Here is a 15126-nt window from a genome sequence, read left to right as displayed (position 1 = left end):
GCCTACCCCCGCGAGTACGTGCGTTTTTTCGAGCCATTCCAGACTGACGGGGGTGCGCGCGATCCGCCTCCCGACTGGGTCGGACCGCATTCGGCATCTGAATACGGAGCCGCTCATCCGACTGCTCAATCGAGCCACCGAACGCACGTCGGACGACCCCCCGGAGCGCCCCCTTCAACACGACCCGACCCCCGCGAATGTCCGGGTCTGGGCAACGTCTACAGTGGCGTGGTACGCGCGAGCCTTTACCGGGACTTCACAGGGGAGGCTCGCTGGGAGTCTCTGTCAGGGGTGTGCGTGACGGCCGTCGAATCCCGTCCAGCGGGGGTGCTCGGTGCGAGCCAGAACCGGATCCACCGGCCGTTCGGGGCCCGTGTCAAGGCGTTCGTGGCGCTGACCAAGCCGCGGATCATCGAGCTGCTGCTCATCACCACGGTTCCGGTGATGTTCCTCGCCCAGCAGGGCGTGCCGGACCTCGGTCTGGTGCTGCTGACCTGTGTGGGCGGTTACCTCTCCGCCGGCGGCGCCAACGCGCTGAACATGTACATCGACCGTGACATCGACGCGCTGATGGACCGCACCTCGCAGCGCCCGTTGGTCACCGGCATGGTCAGCCCGCGCGAGTGCCTCGCCTTCGGCATCACGCTCGCGGTGGCGTCGACGCTGTTGTTCGGTCTCACCGTCAACTGGCTGTCGGCCTGGCTGGCCCTCGGCGCGCTCCTCTTCTACGTCGTCGTCTACACGATGATCCTCAAGCGCCGTACCTCGCAGAACATCGTGTGGGGCGGCATCGCGGGCTGCATGCCGGTGCTGATCGGCTGGACGGCGGTGACGAACTCGCTGTCCTGGGCCCCGCTGATCCTCTTCATGGTCATCTTCTTCTGGACGCCGCCGCACTACTGGCCGCTGTCGATGAAGGTGAAGGACGACTACGCGCGCGTGGGCGTGCCGATGCTGCCGGTGATCGCCTCCAACAAGACGGTCGCCAAGCAGATCGTGATCTACAGCTGGGTCATGGTCGCGGTCTCCCTGCTGCTGACCCCGCTCGGCTACACCGGCTGGTTCTACACGCTGGTCGCCCTGGCGGCGGGCGGCTGGTGGCTGTGGGAGGCGCACGGGCTGATGACCCGCGCGAAGGCCGAGGTCACGGGCGCGAAGCTCAAGGAGATGCGCCTGTTCCACTGGTCCATCACCTACGTCTCGCTGCTGTTCGTCGCGGTGGCTGTGGACCCCTTCCTGCGCTGACGTACGTCGGAACACGTCTCGGCGTGCGTCGGACGTACGTCACAGGGCCCTGCTCTCGCCACCCGTTCTACCCGTGAGTAGCATCCTGGCCATGGCAGACACGCAGCAGGTCGACGCGAAGGCCGAGCGCAAGGTGGCCCGGCTCACCAAGCAGATCAAGTCCTTCGCCAAGGAACACGGCGGGGCCGAGGGCCAGGTCGCCTACATCGGGGAGCGCGGCGCCCGCATCGTCCTCGTCGGTGAGGACGGCGGCTGGGGCGACCTGGTGGCCCCCACCTACGCCATCGCCGAGAAGGCCGTCGAGAAGTCCGGCATCACCGTCCACGAGTCCTTCGACGGCGAGTTCGCGGCGAAGGTGAAGACGGGGCCGTACGAGTGGACGAGGATGGCCGGAATCCAGGTCGGCGGCCCCAGCAACTGACCCAGGGCCTGTCGTTTGGATCATTCCGGCGTCGCGACAGACCCCAGGGGCCGCGGGGAACCGCGCGAGCGACCACATTCGGCCCGCGCGTCACAGAACCACCGCATCCACCAACACCTACTCACCGGTTCACCCGTTAGGCCGTGAAAGCCAGCGCACGCGGGGGTGTCCGGATGATCGAAACGCCGTCCCTCGTGGACCAGTACTGCCACGGCGTACTGAGAACAGAGCTGGGCCTCGGCACCTTCGAGGCCCAGCTGGCCCGCACCGAGGGCCCACCCGCACCCGGCACCACCCTCTTCGACACCCAGACGGGATTCGCCGTACGGCGTTGGTGCCCCCCGTTGCTCGGCCTGGAACCGCACTGTCCCCCCGCCCGCTATCTCGCCCGCCGTCGTGAGCTGGGCGTGCTGGAAACGGGCCGCAGGCTGCTGCGCGGCAGCGGCATCACCACCTATCTGGTGGACACAGGGCTGCCCGGCGACCTCGCAGGACCCTCCGAGATGGCCTCCACGGGCGGAGCCGACGCCCACGAGATCGTGCGGCTGGAACTCCTCGCGGAGCAGGTCGCCGACACCTCCGGCACCGTCGAGTCGTTCCTCGCCAACCTCGCCGAGTCGGTGCACGGCGCCGCCGCGAGCGCCGTCGCCTTCACCTCCGTCGCGGGCGTGCGGCACGGCCTGGCGCTCGCGCCCGAACCGCCGGGCCCCGGGGAGGTGCGCGGTGCCGTCGGCCGGTGGCTGGCCGGGCGCGGTGTCGGCGGGGAGCTGAACGATCCGGTGCTGCTACGGCACCTGCTGTGGATCGCGGTGGCCTCGGGGCTGCCCCTGCAACTGCACGCGGGGCTGGGGGCGCCGGGCCTGCGCATCGACCGTACGGACCCGGTGCTGCTGACGGACTTCGTCCGCGCGACGGCGGGCCTCGGCACGGACCTGGTCCTGCTGCACGGCTACCCGTACCACCGCCACGCCGCCCACCTCGCCGGCGTCTTCCCGCACGTGTACACCGACTGCGGCGCCGCACTCGTGCGCACCGGTGCCCGCGCGGCCACCGTCCTCGCCGAGATCCTGGAACTGGCCCCCTTCGGCAAGATCCTCTTCTCCAGCGGGGGCCAGGCGCTGCCCGAGCTGCACGTGGTGGGCGCGCGCCTGTTCCGCGAGGCCCTCGCGAGGGTGCTGGGCGCCTGGGTCGCCGAGGGGGCGTGGTCGTCGGCGGACGCGCGGCGGGTGGCGGGACTGATCGCGGCGGGGAACGCGCGCAGGGTGTACGGGCTGGAGTGATGTGTACAGACTGGCCGGATGCAGAAGACCGACGCCTTACTGTCCCGTTTCCTCGATGGGCTGACCGCTCTGAACCCCGTCGCCGTCTGGGCGCACGGCTCGCTCGCCGGGGGCGACTACCAGGAGGGCCGCAGCGACCTGGACCTGATCGCGGTACTGCCCGACCCCGTGAACCTGAGGACCGTGCGACGCGTGATCAAACTGCACCGCGCACAACGCGCCGAGCCGCTCGCCGACAAGTTGCACTGCAGTTATCTCACGCCGGACACCTGGCGGGACGCGGACCGCTCACACCTGACCTGGGCGCACCACCATGTGATGCGCCGACCCGTCACTCCCGTCACCCGGCGCGAACTCCACGCCTTCGGACGGGTGCTGCACGGTGAGCACCCCACCCGGCTGCTCCCGGGTGTGCCGGACCGCGAGCTCGACCGCTTCGTCGTGCGCGATCAACGGGACTTCTGGCGGCCCGCGGTGGACCAGGCACGGCTGTGGCGACAGGACATCTGGGTCGACCTGGGGCTGCTGACCTACGCCCGCGCCACCGCCACGCTGCGCGACACCGACCTGATCTCCAAGCGGGAGGCACTGGAACTGCTGCCCGGGCTCGGCGCGCCCGTCGAGGTGGTCGACGACATACGAAGCCGACGGTACGCGGACCCGGCGCCGCCCACGAAGGAGTGGACGAAACGCAGGGGCGAGCTGACCCGGGCCTACCTGGGGCCGGCCATCGACGGGCTCGTGAGGACGTACGGATGACTCACGCGCGCGTGGCCACCGCGGGTTCCTCCGGCGCCCCCGGCAGGTCGGTCGGTGTCGTCTGCGTGCGTTCGCGCAGCGACAGCACCACCCGCAGCACCCAGATCCACATCAGCGCGGAGCCCAGCATGTGCAGGCCCACCAGGGCCTCGGGCAGGTCGGTGAAGTACTGGACGTAGCCGATGACACCCTGGGCGAGCAGCACCAGGAACAGCTCCCTGGTCCGGGCCAGCGGGGCCTTCGGCGCGTCGACCGCCTTGAGGACGAACCACAGGGCGAAGGTCAGCGTCACCACGATCCAGGCCAGCACGGCGTGCAGCTTGCTGACGGTCTCCCAGTCCAGCGGCATGCGGTCGACCTCGCTGGAGTCGCCCGCGTGCGGTCCCGCGCCGGTGACGACCGTGCCGACCAGGATCAGCAGGACGGCGGCCGCGACCAGGAACCAGACCAGCTGCCGCACGGATGTGCCGACCAGCGCCCGGGGCTCCGCGTCGCCCTCGCGGGTGCGCTGCCACATCACCGTGGCGACCGCGATCAGCGCCGACGTCGCGATGAAGTGCGCCGCGACCGTGTACGGGTTGAGGCCCACGAGCACCACGATGCCGCCGAGGACGGCGTTGCTCATCACGATCCAGAACTGCGCCCAGCCGAGCCGGGTCAGACCGCGCCTGTACGGCTTCTCGGAGCGCGCGGCGATGATCGCCCAGCCGACGGCGGCGCACAGCACGTACGTCAGCATGCGGTTGCCGAACTCGATGGCGCCGTGGAAGCCCATCGCGCTGGTGGCGGTCAGCGAGTCGTCCGTGCACTTGGGCCAGGTCGGGCAGCCCAGGCCCGAGCCGGTCAGCCGGACGGCGCCGCCGGTGACGACGATGACCACCGACATGACGAGCGCGGCGAGGGCCGCCCGGCGAACCGTCCGGGGTTCCGGGGTCCAGCGTGCGGCGATGAAGGCGAGGGGGTTGCGCACGGCGGCGGTGGCGTCGGCGCGGGTCAGCTTTGGCACGCCGCCCATCGTAGGCCGACGCTTGTGCACTCTTTCACGAGGGTCGGGTTCGTCCATGGCGGATCTACTCCCAGCGGAAGAACTTTCCCGCGGCGGCGAGCCCCACGACCGCCCACACGGCGAGGATCCCGAGGTCGCCCCACGGCATGCCGGCGCCGTGCTGGAGCACGTCCCGCAGCCCGTCCGACAGGGCCGAGACGGGCAACAGGCCCAGCGCGTCCTGAACCCCGGACGGGAACTTGTCCAGCGGGATGATCACACCGCCGCCGACGAGCAGCAGCAGGAAGACCAGGTTCGCGGCGGCCAGCGTGGCCTCCGCCTTCAGGGTGCCCGCCATCAGCAGCCCGAGCCCCGAGAAGGCGGCCGTGCCCAGGACCAGCAGAAGCAGGACGGCCGCCGGGTTGCCGTGCGGCGACCAGCCCAGCGCGAACGCGATCGCCGTCAGCAGCACGATCTGGAGGACCTCCGTGACCAGCACGGACGCCGTCTTCGCCGTCATCAGGCCCCAGCGGGGCAGTGGTGACGACGCCAGCCGCTTCAGGACGCCGTACCGGCGCTCGAAGCCCGTCGCGATGGCCTGGCCCGTGAACGCGGTCGACATCACGGCGAGGGCGAGGATGCCCGGCGTCAGGAAGTCGACGGCCTCGCCCGACCCGGTGTCCACGATGTCCACCGAGCTGAACAGCACCAGCAGCAGCGTCGGGATCACGACCGTCAGAAGCAACTGCTCGCCGTTGCGCAGCAGCATCCTCGTCTCGAGCGCCGCCTGCGCGGCGATCATCCGGGGGAGGGGGGCGGCGCCCGGCTCGGGGGTGTAGGTACCGGTGGCGGTCACGAGCGCAGCTCCTTGCCGGTCAATTCCAGAAAGACGTCTTCGAGCGTGTGCCGTTCCACCGATATCCGGTCCGGCATCACGCCGTGCTGCGCGCACCACGAGGTGACCGTGGCCAGCAGTTGCGGGTCCACCTTGCCGACGACCCGGTAGGAGCCCGGGGTCAGCTCGGCGGCCGAGCAGTCGGCGGGGAGGGCCTTGAGGAGGGAGCCCACGTCCAGGCCCGGCCGGCCCGTGAACCGCAGGGTGTTCTCGGCGCCGCCGCGGCACAGCTCCTCGGGGGAGCCCTGCACCACGACCCGGCCCGCGTCGATGATCGCCACGTCGTCGGCGAGCTGTTCGGCCTCGTCCATGTAGTGGGTGGTGAGGATCACGGAGACGCCATCGGTGCGCAGGTCCCGGACGAGGTCCCAGGTGGCGCGGCGGGCCTGCGGGTCCAGGCCGGCGGTGGGTTCGTCGAGGAACACCAGCTCAGGGCGCCCCACCACGGCCATCGCCAGCGCCAGCCGCTGCTGCTGGCCGCCGGAGAGGCGCCGGTACGTCGTACGTCCGCAGGAGCCGAGCCCGAGGCGTTCGACGAGGGCGTCCACGTCGAGCGGGTGGGCGTGCAGCTTGGCGACGTGGCGCAGCATCTCGTCGGCCCGGGCACCGGAGTAGACGCCGCCAGACTGCAGCATCACGCCGATCCGGGGACGCAGCGCGCCGGCCTGTCTCACCGGGTCGAGGCCCAGGACGCGTACCGTGCCGGAGTCCGGCCTGCGGTACCCCTCGCAGGTCTCGACCGTGGTCGTCTTGCCGGCGCCGTTGGGGCCGAGCACGGCGGTCACGCCCGGCCGGGCCACCAGATCGAGGCCGTCCACCGCGGTCTTCGTGCCGTACCGCTTCACCAGGGCATGGACCTGGACGACGGGCTCAGTTCGCATGGGTCCAGAGTCTAGGTAGGTGCCGGGCGTCTCAGGCGGGCGGGTGCAGGATCTCCTCCGCACGGGGACGGTGCAGCGCGAGCCACCGCTCCGCGTAGGCCACCGCGTCCCTGACCGGAAACAGTCGTACGTCGGCCGCGCCCACCTCGCCGCGGACGACGGGCCGGTCCCGCTCGAAGTCGTGGCCCAGTTCGTCGAACCGGTCCGAGCTGACCGACACCTCGGTCACTGTCTCCCAGCCTCCGCCGGGTGCCGGCCGGCCGACCCCGACGAGCGGTGCGGGGGTCCGGTACTCGGCGAGGTGGAAGCTCGTGCACGTGTCGTATCCCGTCCCCAGCAGCAGTACTCGGGCGCCCCGTTCCTCCAGCCGGGCCAGCGGGCTGCGCTCGCCGAGCCGGCAGTCCTGGGCATGGGCGTCCACGATGTCCGCCGCGCGCGGGCCGAGGGCGGCGAAGGAGGTGTGCGGGTGCGCGCTGCGCAGAGCGCCCGGCCAGGTCCGTACGGTCTCCGGGACCACACCGACCCCGAGCGAGCGGGTGATCAGCGGGTCGTAGGCAGGCATGGCGGCACGGATCCGCTCCCACCACTCCTCGGGTACCGGCGGATTGCGCCACGTGGCCGGGTCGGTCAGGTGTGTGGAGTGGGTGGGGACGACGAGCGTGCCGTCCGGCCCGAGGGCGTCGAGCAGCCCCTGGACCACGGCCACGGCGCCGCCGCACACCCAGCCGAGCGAGCTGAGCGAGGAGTGCACGAGGAGGATCTCGCCGGGCTTCACGCCCAGCGCCCGCAGCTCGGCGCGGAGTGTGTCGCGGGTGACAAGAGGACCGGTCGGAGGGGGTGTCGGCATGGTTCGGCAGTGTCTTGGACTCCGGTGGGGCGCGCCAACCGATTTGATCGATCGGTGATCGTTCCCGCAGGTCGGATTAGGTTCACCTAAGTGACGTAGGGCACCGCCAGGTGGCCGGGGCGCGGCTTGCCCGTCCCTGAGGAATTACGCAACAATGGCGTTGTGAAAAACGTCGGAGCGGCTCGGGAGACCCCCACGGGGACCCCGCAGGAGGAGCTCGCGACCGGGGAGCGTTCCACACGCAACCGGGTCGCGCGGTCCATCCTGGACCACGGGCCGTCGACCGTCGCCGAGCTCGCCGCGCGGCTGGGCCTCACCCAGGCCGCCGTACGTCGGCACCTCGACGCACTGGTCGCCGACGACGTCGTGGAAGCCCGGGAGCAGCGTGTCTACGGAGCGCGCACCCGCGGCCGGCCCGCCAAGGTCTTCGCCCTGACGGACTGCGGCCGCGACGCCTTCGACCAGTCGTACGACAAGCTCGCCGCGGACGCCCTGCGCTGGATCGCCGACCAGGAGGGCGGCAGCGACGCGATCGCCGCCTTCGCCCGCGCCAGGATCGCCGCCCAGGCGAGCGCGTACCGCAAGGCGGTCGAGGCCGTCACCCCGGACAAGCGGGCCGAAGCCCTGGCCAAAGCCCTCAGCGTCGACGGGTACGCTGCTACGGCGCGCAGCGCGCCCCTCCCGCAACAGGGTGAGCAGCTCTGCCAGCACCACTGCCCGGTCGCCCATGTGGCGGAGCAGTTCCCCCAGCTGTGCGAGGCGGAGACGGAGATCTTCGCCGAGCTGCTCGGAACGCACGTCCAGCGACTGGCGACCATCGCCCACGGCGACGGCGTCTGCACGACGTTCATCCCCAAGATTTCCCACAACGCATCTGCAAGCACGGCCGGGAGGAACCCCGCATGACTCTCCCCACGGAGACTGCCCACCCCGAGCTCGAGGGCCTGGGCAAGTACGAATACGGCTGGGCCGACTCCGACACGGCGGGTGCCTCTGCCAAGCGCGGCATCAACGAGGACGTCGTCAAGGACATCTCCTCGAAGAAGTCCGAGCCCGAGTGGATGACCAAGCTCCGCCTGAAGGGCCTCAAGCTCTTCGAGAAGAAGCCCATGCCGAACTGGGGCTCGGACCTGTCGGGCATCGACTTCGACAACATCAAGTACTTCGTGCGCTCCACGGAGAAGCAGGCGGCGTCCTGGGAAGAGCTGCCCGAGGACATCAAGAACACCTACGACAAGCTCGGCATCCCGGAGGCGGAGAAGCAGCGCCTCGTCGCGGGTGTCGCCGCGCAGTACGAGTCGGAGGTCGTCTACCACCAGATCCGCGAGGACCTGGAGGAGCAGGGTGTCATCTTCCTCGACACCGACACCGCGCTGAAGGAGCACCCGGAGCTCTTCAAGGAGTACTTCGGGACCGTCATCCCCGCGGGTGACAACAAGTTCGCGGCCCTGAACACCGCCGTGTGGTCGGGCGGCTCCTTCATCTACGTGCCGAAGGGCGTGCACGTCGAGATCCCGCTCCAGGCCTACTTCCGTATCAACACGGAGAACATGGGCCAGTTCGAGCGGACCCTGATCATCGTCGACGAGGGTGCCTACGTGCACTACGTCGAGGGTTGTACGGCCCCGATCTACAAGTCGGACTCGCTGCACAGCGCCGTGGTCGAGATCATCGTCAAGAAGAACGCCCGCTGCCGCTACACGACCATCCAGAACTGGTCGAACAACGTCTACAACCTGGTGACCAAGCGCGCCGTGGCGTACGAGGGCGCGACCATGGAGTGGATCGACGGCAACATCGGCTCCAAGGTGACGATGAAGTACCCGGCCGTCTACCTGATGGGCGAGCACGCCAAGGGCGAGACCCTCTCCATCGCCTTCGCGGGCGAGGGCCAGCACCAGGACGCCGGCGCCAAGATGGTCCACATGGCCCCGAACACCTCCTCCAACATCGTCTCCAAGTCGGTGGCGCGTGGCGGTGGCCGTACCTCCTACCGTGGTCTGATCGAGATCGGCGAGGGCGCTCCGGGCGCCAAGTCGAACGTCCTGTGTGACGCTCTCCTCGTCGACACCATCTCCCGCTCGGACACCTACCCCTACGTCGACGTCCGCGAAGACGACGTGTCCATGGGCCACGAGGCGACCGTCTCCAAGGTCTCCGAGGACCAGCTCTTCTACCTGATGAGCCGCGGTCTCTCCGAGGACGAGGCGATGGCGATGATCGTGCGCGGCTTCGTCGAGCCGATCGCCAAGGAGCTGCCCATGGAGTACGCACTCGAACTCAACCGGCTGATCGAGCTCCAGATGGAAGGCGCGGTCGGCTGAGCACCCACCGCCGTCCCCCCATCCAGCCCAACCCGTAAGAAAGCGAGCATGACGACAGCCATGGCTGAGGCCCAGAACATCCCCGTGGGGTCCACCACCGCGGGCTCGATCGCGGTCGCCGCCGAGTCGACCGTCGCCACGCGCATGAGCGCGCCGCCCTCCTTCGACGTGGCGGACTTCCCCGTCCCCCACGGCCGTGAGGAGGAGTGGCGGTTCACCCCGCTGGAGCGGCTGCGCGGCCTGCACGACGGCACCGCGGTCGCCACCGGCAACGGCGTGAAGGTGGACGTTCAGGCCCCCGAGGGCGTCATCGTCGAGGCCGTCGGCCGTGACGACGCGCGGCTCGGCAAGGCCGGCACCCCCGTGGACCGCGTGGCCGCCCAGGCGTACTCCGCGTTCGAGAAGGCCGGCGTGGTCAGCGTCCCCAAGGAGACGGTGCTCACCGAGCCGATCCGCATCGCCGTGCACGGCGAGGGCGGCGTCGCCTACGGCCACCAGATCGTCGAACTGGGCGCCTTCGCCGAGGCCGTCGTCGTCATCGACCACACCGGTGACGCCGTGCTCGCCGCCAACGTCGACTACCTCCTGGGCGACGGCGCCAAGCTCACCGTCGTCTCCGTCCAGGACTGGGACGACAAGGCCGTCCACGTGGCCCAGCACAACGCCCTCGTCGGCCGGGACGCGACCTTCAAGTCGATCGTCGTGACCTTCGGCGGCGACGTCGTCCGCCTGCACCCGCGCGTCCAGTACGCCGGCACCGGCGGCGAGGCCGAGCTGTACGGCCTGTACTTCACGGACGCCGGCCAGCACCAGGAGCACCGCCTCCTGGTCGACCACAACACCCCGCACTGCAAGTCGAACGTCGCCTACAAGGGCGCGCTCCAGGGCGACGACGCGCACGCCGTGTGGATCGGTGACGTGCTCATCGAGGCCAAGGCCGAGGGCACGGACACGTACGAGATGAACCGCAACCTGGTCCTCACGGACGGCGCCCGGGTCGACTCCGTACCGAACCTCGAGATCGAGACGGGCGAGATCGTCGGCGCGGGGCACGCCTCCGCCACCGGCCGCTTCGACGACGAGCAGCTCTTCTACCTGATGGCCCGCGGCATCCCGGAGCACGAGGCCCGCCGCCTGGTGGTCCGCGGCTTCTTCGCCGAGCTGGTCCAGCAGATCGGTGTCGACGACATCGAGGAGCGCCTGCTCGCGAAGATCGAAGAGGAGCTGGAGGCCTCGGTCGCATGACCTTCGTACGCGCCTGCGGACTGAGCGAGCTGGAGGAGGACACCCCGAAGCGGGTCGAACTCGACGGCACGCCGGTCTCGGTCGTGAAGACCGAGGGGGAGGTGTTCGCCATCCACGACATCTGCTCGCACGCGAACGTCTCGCTCTCCGAGGGCGAGGTGGAGGACTGCCAGATCGAGTGCTGGCTGCACGGCTCCGCGTTCGACCTCCGCACCGGCAAGCCGTCCGGCCTTCCCGCCACGCGCCCCGTCCCCGTATACCCCGTACACATCGAAGGGGACGACGTACTCGTCTCCCTCACCCAGGAGTCCTGAGGCACCCATGGCAACGCTTGAAATCCGAGACCTGCACGTCACCGTCGAGGCCGACAACGCCACGAAGGAGATCCTCAAGGGCGTCGACCTCACCGTGAAGCAGGGCGAGACGCACGCCATCATGGGCCCCAACGGCTCGGGCAAGTCGACCCTCGCCTACTCGCTCGCGGGTCACCCGAAGTACACGATCACCAGCGGCACCGTGCTGCTCGACGGCGAGGACGTCCTGGAGATGTCCGTCGACGAGCGCGCCCGCGCGGGCCTGTTCCTGGCAATGCAGTACCCGGTCGAGGTCCCCGGCGTCTCGGTCTCCAACTTCCTGCGCACCTCCGCCACCGCCATCCGCGGCGAGGCCCCCAAGCTGCGCACCTGGGTGAAGGAGGTCAAGGAGGCCATGCAGCACCTCAACATGGACCCCTCCTTCGCCGAGCGCAACGTCAACGAGGGCTTCTCCGGCGGTGAGAAGAAGCGCCACGAGATCCTCCAGCTGGAGCTGCTCAAGCCGAAGGTCGCGATCCTCGACGAGACGGACTCCGGTCTGGACGTCGACGCCCTGCGGATCGTCTCCGAGGGCGTCAACCGCGTCCGCGAGACCGGCGAGGTCGGCACCCTGCTGATCACGCACTACACGCGCATCCTGCGCTACATCAAGCCCGACTTCGTCCACGTCTTCTCCGGCGGTCGGATCGTCGAGTCCGGCGGTGCCGAGCTCGCCGACAAGCTGGAGAACGAGGGCTACGAGGCATACACGAAGGGTGGCGTATCCGCGTGACACAGCTGCCGGGCCTCCTCACTGAGTCCAATCTTCTTGGCGAGGCGATCCGCAAGGACTTCCCGATCCTGGACCGTCTGGTCCACGACGACCGGAAGCTCGTGTACCTGGACAACGCGGCGACCTCGCAGAAGCCGCGCCAGGTGCTGGACGCCCTGAGCGAGTACTACGAGCGCTACAACGCCAACGTCCACCGCGGTGTGCATGTGCTCGCCGAGGAGGCCACGGCGCTGTACGAGGGCGCGCGCGACAAGGTCGCGGAGTTCATCAACGCGCCCAGCCGCGACGAGGTGATCTTCACCAAGAACGCCTCGGAGTCGCTCAACCTCGTGGCGAACATGCTGGGCTGGGCCGACGAGCCCTACCGCGTGGACTCCGAGACCGAGATCGTCATCACGGAGATGGAGCACCACTCCAACATCGTGCCGTGGCAGCTGCTCGCGCAGCGTACGGGCGCGAAGCTGAAGTGGTTCGGGCTGACCGACGACGGCCGCCTCGACCTCTCCAACATCGACGAGATCATCACCGAGAAGACGAAGATCGTCTCCTTCGTGCTGGTGTCCAACATCCTCGGCACGGTGAACCCCGTCGAGGCGATAGTGCGCCGCGCGCAGGAGGTCGGTGCGCTCGTCTGCGTCGACGCCTCCCAGGCCGCGCCGCACATGCCGCTGGACGTCCAGGCCCTCCAGGCCGACTTCGTGGCCTTCACCGGCCACAAGATGTGCGGCCCGACGGGCATCGGCGTGCTGTGGGGCCGCCAGGAACTCCTGGAGGACCTGCCCCCGTTCCTGGGTGGCGGCGAGATGATCGAGACGGTGTCGATGCACTCGTCGACGTACGCCCCGGCGCCGCACAAGTTCGAGGCGGGCACGCCGCCGATCGCGCAGGCGGTCGGCCTGGGCGCGGCGATCGACTACCTGAGCTCGATCGGCATGGACAAGATCCTCGCCCATGAGCACGCCCTCACCGAGTACGCGGTGAAGCGGCTGGCCGAGGTGCCGGACCTGCGCATCATCGGCCCGACCACGGCCGAGGACCGCGGGGCGGCGATCTCCTTCACGCTCGGCGACATCCACCCGCACGACGTGGGCCAGGTCCTCGACGAGCAGGGCATCGCGGTCCGTGTCGGTCACCACTGCGCGCGGCCGGTCTGCCTCCGCTACGGAATTCCCGCGACCACGCGAGCGTCGTTCTATCTGTACTCCACGCCGGCCGAGATCGACGCACTGGTCGACGGCCTGGAGCACGTTCGGAACTTCTTCGGCTGATGGGATGGGACGAGCGATCGCATGAAGCTGGACTCGATGTACCAGGAAGTCATCCTGGACCACTACAAGAACCCGCACGGGCGTGGTCTGAGGGATGGCGACGCCGAGGTGCACCATGTGAACCCGACGTGCGGCGACGAGATCACCCTGCGCGTGAAGTACGACGGCACGAAGATCGAGGACGTCTCGTACGAGGGCCAGGGCTGCTCGATCAGCCAGGCCTCCGCCTCCGTGCTCAACGAGCTGCTCGTCGGCAAGGAGCTGGCCGAGGCGCAGAAGATCCAGGAGACGTTCCTGGAGCTGATGCAGTCCAAGGGCAGGCTCGAGCCCGACGACGCGATGGAGGAGGTGCTGGAGGACGCGGTCGCGTTCGCCGGCGTCTCCAAGTACCCGGCGCGGGTGAAGTGCGCCCTCCTGAGCTGGATGGCGTGGAAGGACGCGACGGCCCAGGCCCTGGGCGGATCCGACGCCGAAAGGAAGACGGCATGAGTGAGACCGTGGAGATGAAGCCGGCCTCGGAGGAGGAGCTCCGCGAGGCCCTGATGGACGTCGTCGACCCCGAGCTGGGCATCGACGTCGTCAACCTGGGTCTGATCTACGGCATCCACGTCGACGACGCGAACATCGCGACCGTGGACATGACCCTGACCTCCGCGGCCTGCCCGCTGACGGACGTCATCGAGGACCAGGCGAAGTCCGCCACGGACGGCCTGGTCAACGAGCTGCGCATCAACTGGGTCTGGATGCCGCCGTGGGGCCCCGACAAGATCACCGACGACGGCCGCGAGCAGCTGCGGGCGCTCGGGTTCAACGTCTGAGGCGTACTGACATGGGGGCCTGAGGCGTACTCAGGACACATGCGAAACGGCGACGTTCGTCAGAACGTCGCCGTTTGTCGTTTCCTCAGTGTCGTTTCCTCAGGCCCGATCGCTCAGGCCAGGCCGCCCACGAGCCTGAACGCCGAGTCCGCGGCGTACAGACCGTTGTACTGGTACGGGTCCAGACGGATCTGGAAGTCCTTGTGGCGCAGGAAACGGCCCGGGTAGTTGACCGACTCCAGCATGGTCGCGCCGGAGTAGGGGGAGACGCGCGGGCAGAAGGTGGCGTCCTGCTCGAAGAGGGACGAGCCGTCGTCGTGCTCGGCGCGCAGCACGAAGTTGCGGTGCCGCAGATAGCCGCCGTCCGCCGTGGCGAACGAGTAACAGGCCCCGTTGGACAGGCCCTTGACCAGCGCGAAGGTGGCGTCCTGGCGGGCGCCCGCAGAGCTGACCTGGGCGAGCTTCACATAGCTGCCCGTCACGTACCAGTACCGGTCCGGGTAGTTGGCCGAGCGGACGGAGCGCCAGTTCGTCGCGGGCTTGGGCGCCTTCTCCTCGGCCGGGGCCGGCTTGGCGGGCTTGTCGGCGGCCGGGGGCTTGGTGGGGGTGGGTGTGGGGGTGGGTGTCGGTGTGGGGCTCTCCTTGAGGGGGGTGGGCGAGGCGGCGGCCGCGTACGGCATGGCGGTCTTGCCCTTGGGTGTCGTGGTGCCGGCCGGGGACGGCGTGCCGAAGGAGATCAGGCCCGGCGCGGTGCCGGAGGCCGATGCCTTCCCCGACATCCCGTCACCGTCCCTCTCCGTGGCGGTGATGGCCACCACGCAGGCCGTGATGGTGGCCACGGCGAGGCCACCCGCCAGCCACAGCCGACGGGTGCCCGGCGTCCGGGAGGTGTCCGGGGCCCAGCCGTTCTCCCACGGTTGCTCCTGCGGGGGCCGGGACTTGTTTTCTGGCATGCGCTGTTCCTCTCGCGGCGCTCCACGGCTGCCGCGGCTGCGATGACCCGGTGTGTGAATGGTGAAGCAGATGGAAGAGTAGTGGAACAGATGACCTTCGAGCAGCCGTTTGAAGTGAG

General features: G+C 69.4%; 17 protein-coding genes. 12 read left to right on the top strand and 5 right to left on the bottom strand.

Annotation, left to right across the window (positions count from 1 at the left end; genetic code table 11):
* Positions 1-291 precede the first annotated feature (291 nt).
* The 4 genes from ACGFNV_RS20625 (at position 292) to ACGFNV_RS20610 (ending at position 3705) form a co-directional block, all read left to right on the top strand.
* Complete coding sequence (locus tag ACGFNV_RS20625) at positions 292-1245, top strand: heme o synthase (RefSeq protein WP_393624356.1); 954 nt, start codon at positions 292-294, stop codon at positions 1243-1245.
* A 91-nt stretch (positions 1246-1336) separates the two neighbouring features.
* Complete coding sequence (locus ACGFNV_RS20620) at positions 1337-1666, top strand: hypothetical protein (RefSeq protein ID WP_393624354.1); 330 nt, start codon at positions 1337-1339, stop codon at positions 1664-1666.
* Between the two features lie 173 nt (positions 1667-1839).
* On the top strand, positions 1840-2946 hold the full coding sequence (locus tag ACGFNV_RS20615; protein WP_393624353.1) for an amidohydrolase family protein: 1107 nt from the start codon (positions 1840-1842) through the stop codon (positions 2944-2946).
* An 18-nt stretch (positions 2947-2964) separates the two neighbouring features.
* The gene (locus ACGFNV_RS20610; RefSeq protein ID WP_393624352.1) at positions 2965-3705 is read left to right on the top strand and encodes a nucleotidyltransferase domain-containing protein; all 741 of its coding nucleotides are present in this window, start codon (positions 2965-2967) and stop codon (positions 3703-3705) included.
* 1 nt (position 3706) lies between these two features.
* Here the strand turns inward: ACGFNV_RS20610 and ACGFNV_RS20605 are convergent, their stop codons facing one another.
* From ACGFNV_RS20605 to ACGFNV_RS20590, 4 genes are read right to left on the bottom strand one after another with little or no spacing between them, the layout of a single operon-like run.
* A complete protein-coding gene (locus tag ACGFNV_RS20605; protein WP_393624350.1) occupies positions 3707-4720 on the bottom strand; it encodes a heme A synthase in 1014 nt (337 codons plus the stop codon).
* A gap of 55 nt (positions 4721-4775) precedes the next feature.
* Positions 4776-5492: an ABC transporter permease gene (locus tag ACGFNV_RS20600; RefSeq protein WP_393624722.1), complete on the bottom strand. Its 717-nt coding sequence runs from the start codon at positions 5490-5492 to the stop codon at positions 4776-4778.
* 50 nt (positions 5493-5542) lie between these two features.
* Positions 5543-6466, bottom strand: coding sequence for an ABC transporter ATP-binding protein (locus tag ACGFNV_RS20595; RefSeq protein WP_393624348.1), 924 nt, complete (start codon positions 6464-6466; stop codon positions 5543-5545).
* A 31-nt stretch (positions 6467-6497) separates the two neighbouring features.
* Positions 6498-7313, bottom strand: coding sequence for an aminoglycoside N(3)-acetyltransferase (locus ACGFNV_RS20590; RefSeq protein WP_393624346.1), 816 nt, complete (start codon positions 7311-7313; stop codon positions 6498-6500).
* Between the two features lie 162 nt (positions 7314-7475).
* Between ACGFNV_RS20590 and ACGFNV_RS20585 the strand changes: the two genes are divergently transcribed.
* Genes ACGFNV_RS20585 through ACGFNV_RS20550 form a run of 8 tightly spaced genes read left to right on the top strand, consistent with a single transcriptional unit; the run spans position 7476 to position 14054 of the window.
* Positions 7476-8219 (top strand): helix-turn-helix transcriptional regulator, encoded by a 744-nt coding sequence (locus ACGFNV_RS20585; RefSeq protein WP_393624345.1) that lies wholly within the window; start codon positions 7476-7478, stop codon positions 8217-8219.
* Positions 8216-9637: a Fe-S cluster assembly protein SufB gene (sufB, locus tag ACGFNV_RS20580; RefSeq protein ID WP_133930532.1), complete on the top strand. Its 1422-nt coding sequence runs from the start codon at positions 8216-8218 to the stop codon at positions 9635-9637. Before ACGFNV_RS20585 ends, sufB begins: the two co-directional genes overlap by 4 nt.
* Positions 9638-9697: 60 nt before the next feature.
* Positions 9698-10882: a Fe-S cluster assembly protein SufD gene (gene sufD / locus ACGFNV_RS20575; RefSeq protein ID WP_393624721.1), complete on the top strand. Its 1185-nt coding sequence runs from the start codon at positions 9698-9700 to the stop codon at positions 10880-10882.
* Entirely contained in the window at positions 10879-11196 is a 318-nt protein-coding gene (locus tag ACGFNV_RS20570; protein WP_133930531.1) for a bifunctional 3-phenylpropionate/cinnamic acid dioxygenase ferredoxin subunit, read from the top strand. The genes sufD and ACGFNV_RS20570 overlap by 4 nt, the downstream gene beginning before the upstream one ends.
* Positions 11197-11203: 7 nt before the next feature.
* Complete coding sequence (gene sufC, locus ACGFNV_RS20565; RefSeq protein WP_393624342.1) at positions 11204-11968, top strand: Fe-S cluster assembly ATPase SufC; 765 nt, start codon at positions 11204-11206, stop codon at positions 11966-11968.
* Positions 11965-13236, top strand: coding sequence for a cysteine desulfurase (locus tag ACGFNV_RS20560; protein ID WP_393624341.1), 1272 nt, complete (start codon positions 11965-11967; stop codon positions 13234-13236). Before sufC ends, ACGFNV_RS20560 begins: the two co-directional genes overlap by 4 nt.
* A gap of 21 nt (positions 13237-13257) precedes the next feature.
* Complete coding sequence (gene sufU, locus ACGFNV_RS20555) at positions 13258-13725, top strand: Fe-S cluster assembly sulfur transfer protein SufU (RefSeq protein ID WP_393624339.1); 468 nt, start codon at positions 13258-13260, stop codon at positions 13723-13725.
* On the top strand, positions 13722-14054 hold the full coding sequence (locus ACGFNV_RS20550; protein WP_009187969.1) for a metal-sulfur cluster assembly factor: 333 nt from the start codon (positions 13722-13724) through the stop codon (positions 14052-14054). The genes sufU and ACGFNV_RS20550 overlap by 4 nt, the downstream gene beginning before the upstream one ends.
* A 113-nt stretch (positions 14055-14167) precedes the next feature.
* Here the strand turns inward: ACGFNV_RS20550 and ACGFNV_RS20545 are convergent, their stop codons facing one another.
* The gene (locus tag ACGFNV_RS20545) at positions 14168-15007 is read right to left on the bottom strand and encodes an AbfB domain-containing protein (protein ID WP_393624338.1); all 840 of its coding nucleotides are present in this window, start codon (positions 15005-15007) and stop codon (positions 14168-14170) included.
* Between the last annotated feature and the right edge of the window lie 119 nt (positions 15008-15126).

Source organism: Streptomyces sp. NPDC048751, from assembly GCF_043198595.1.
In the GTDB taxonomy this organism is placed as follows: Bacteria; Actinomycetota; Actinomycetes; order Streptomycetales; family Streptomycetaceae; genus Streptomyces.
This window is presented reverse-complemented; position numbering and strand designations above follow the sequence as displayed.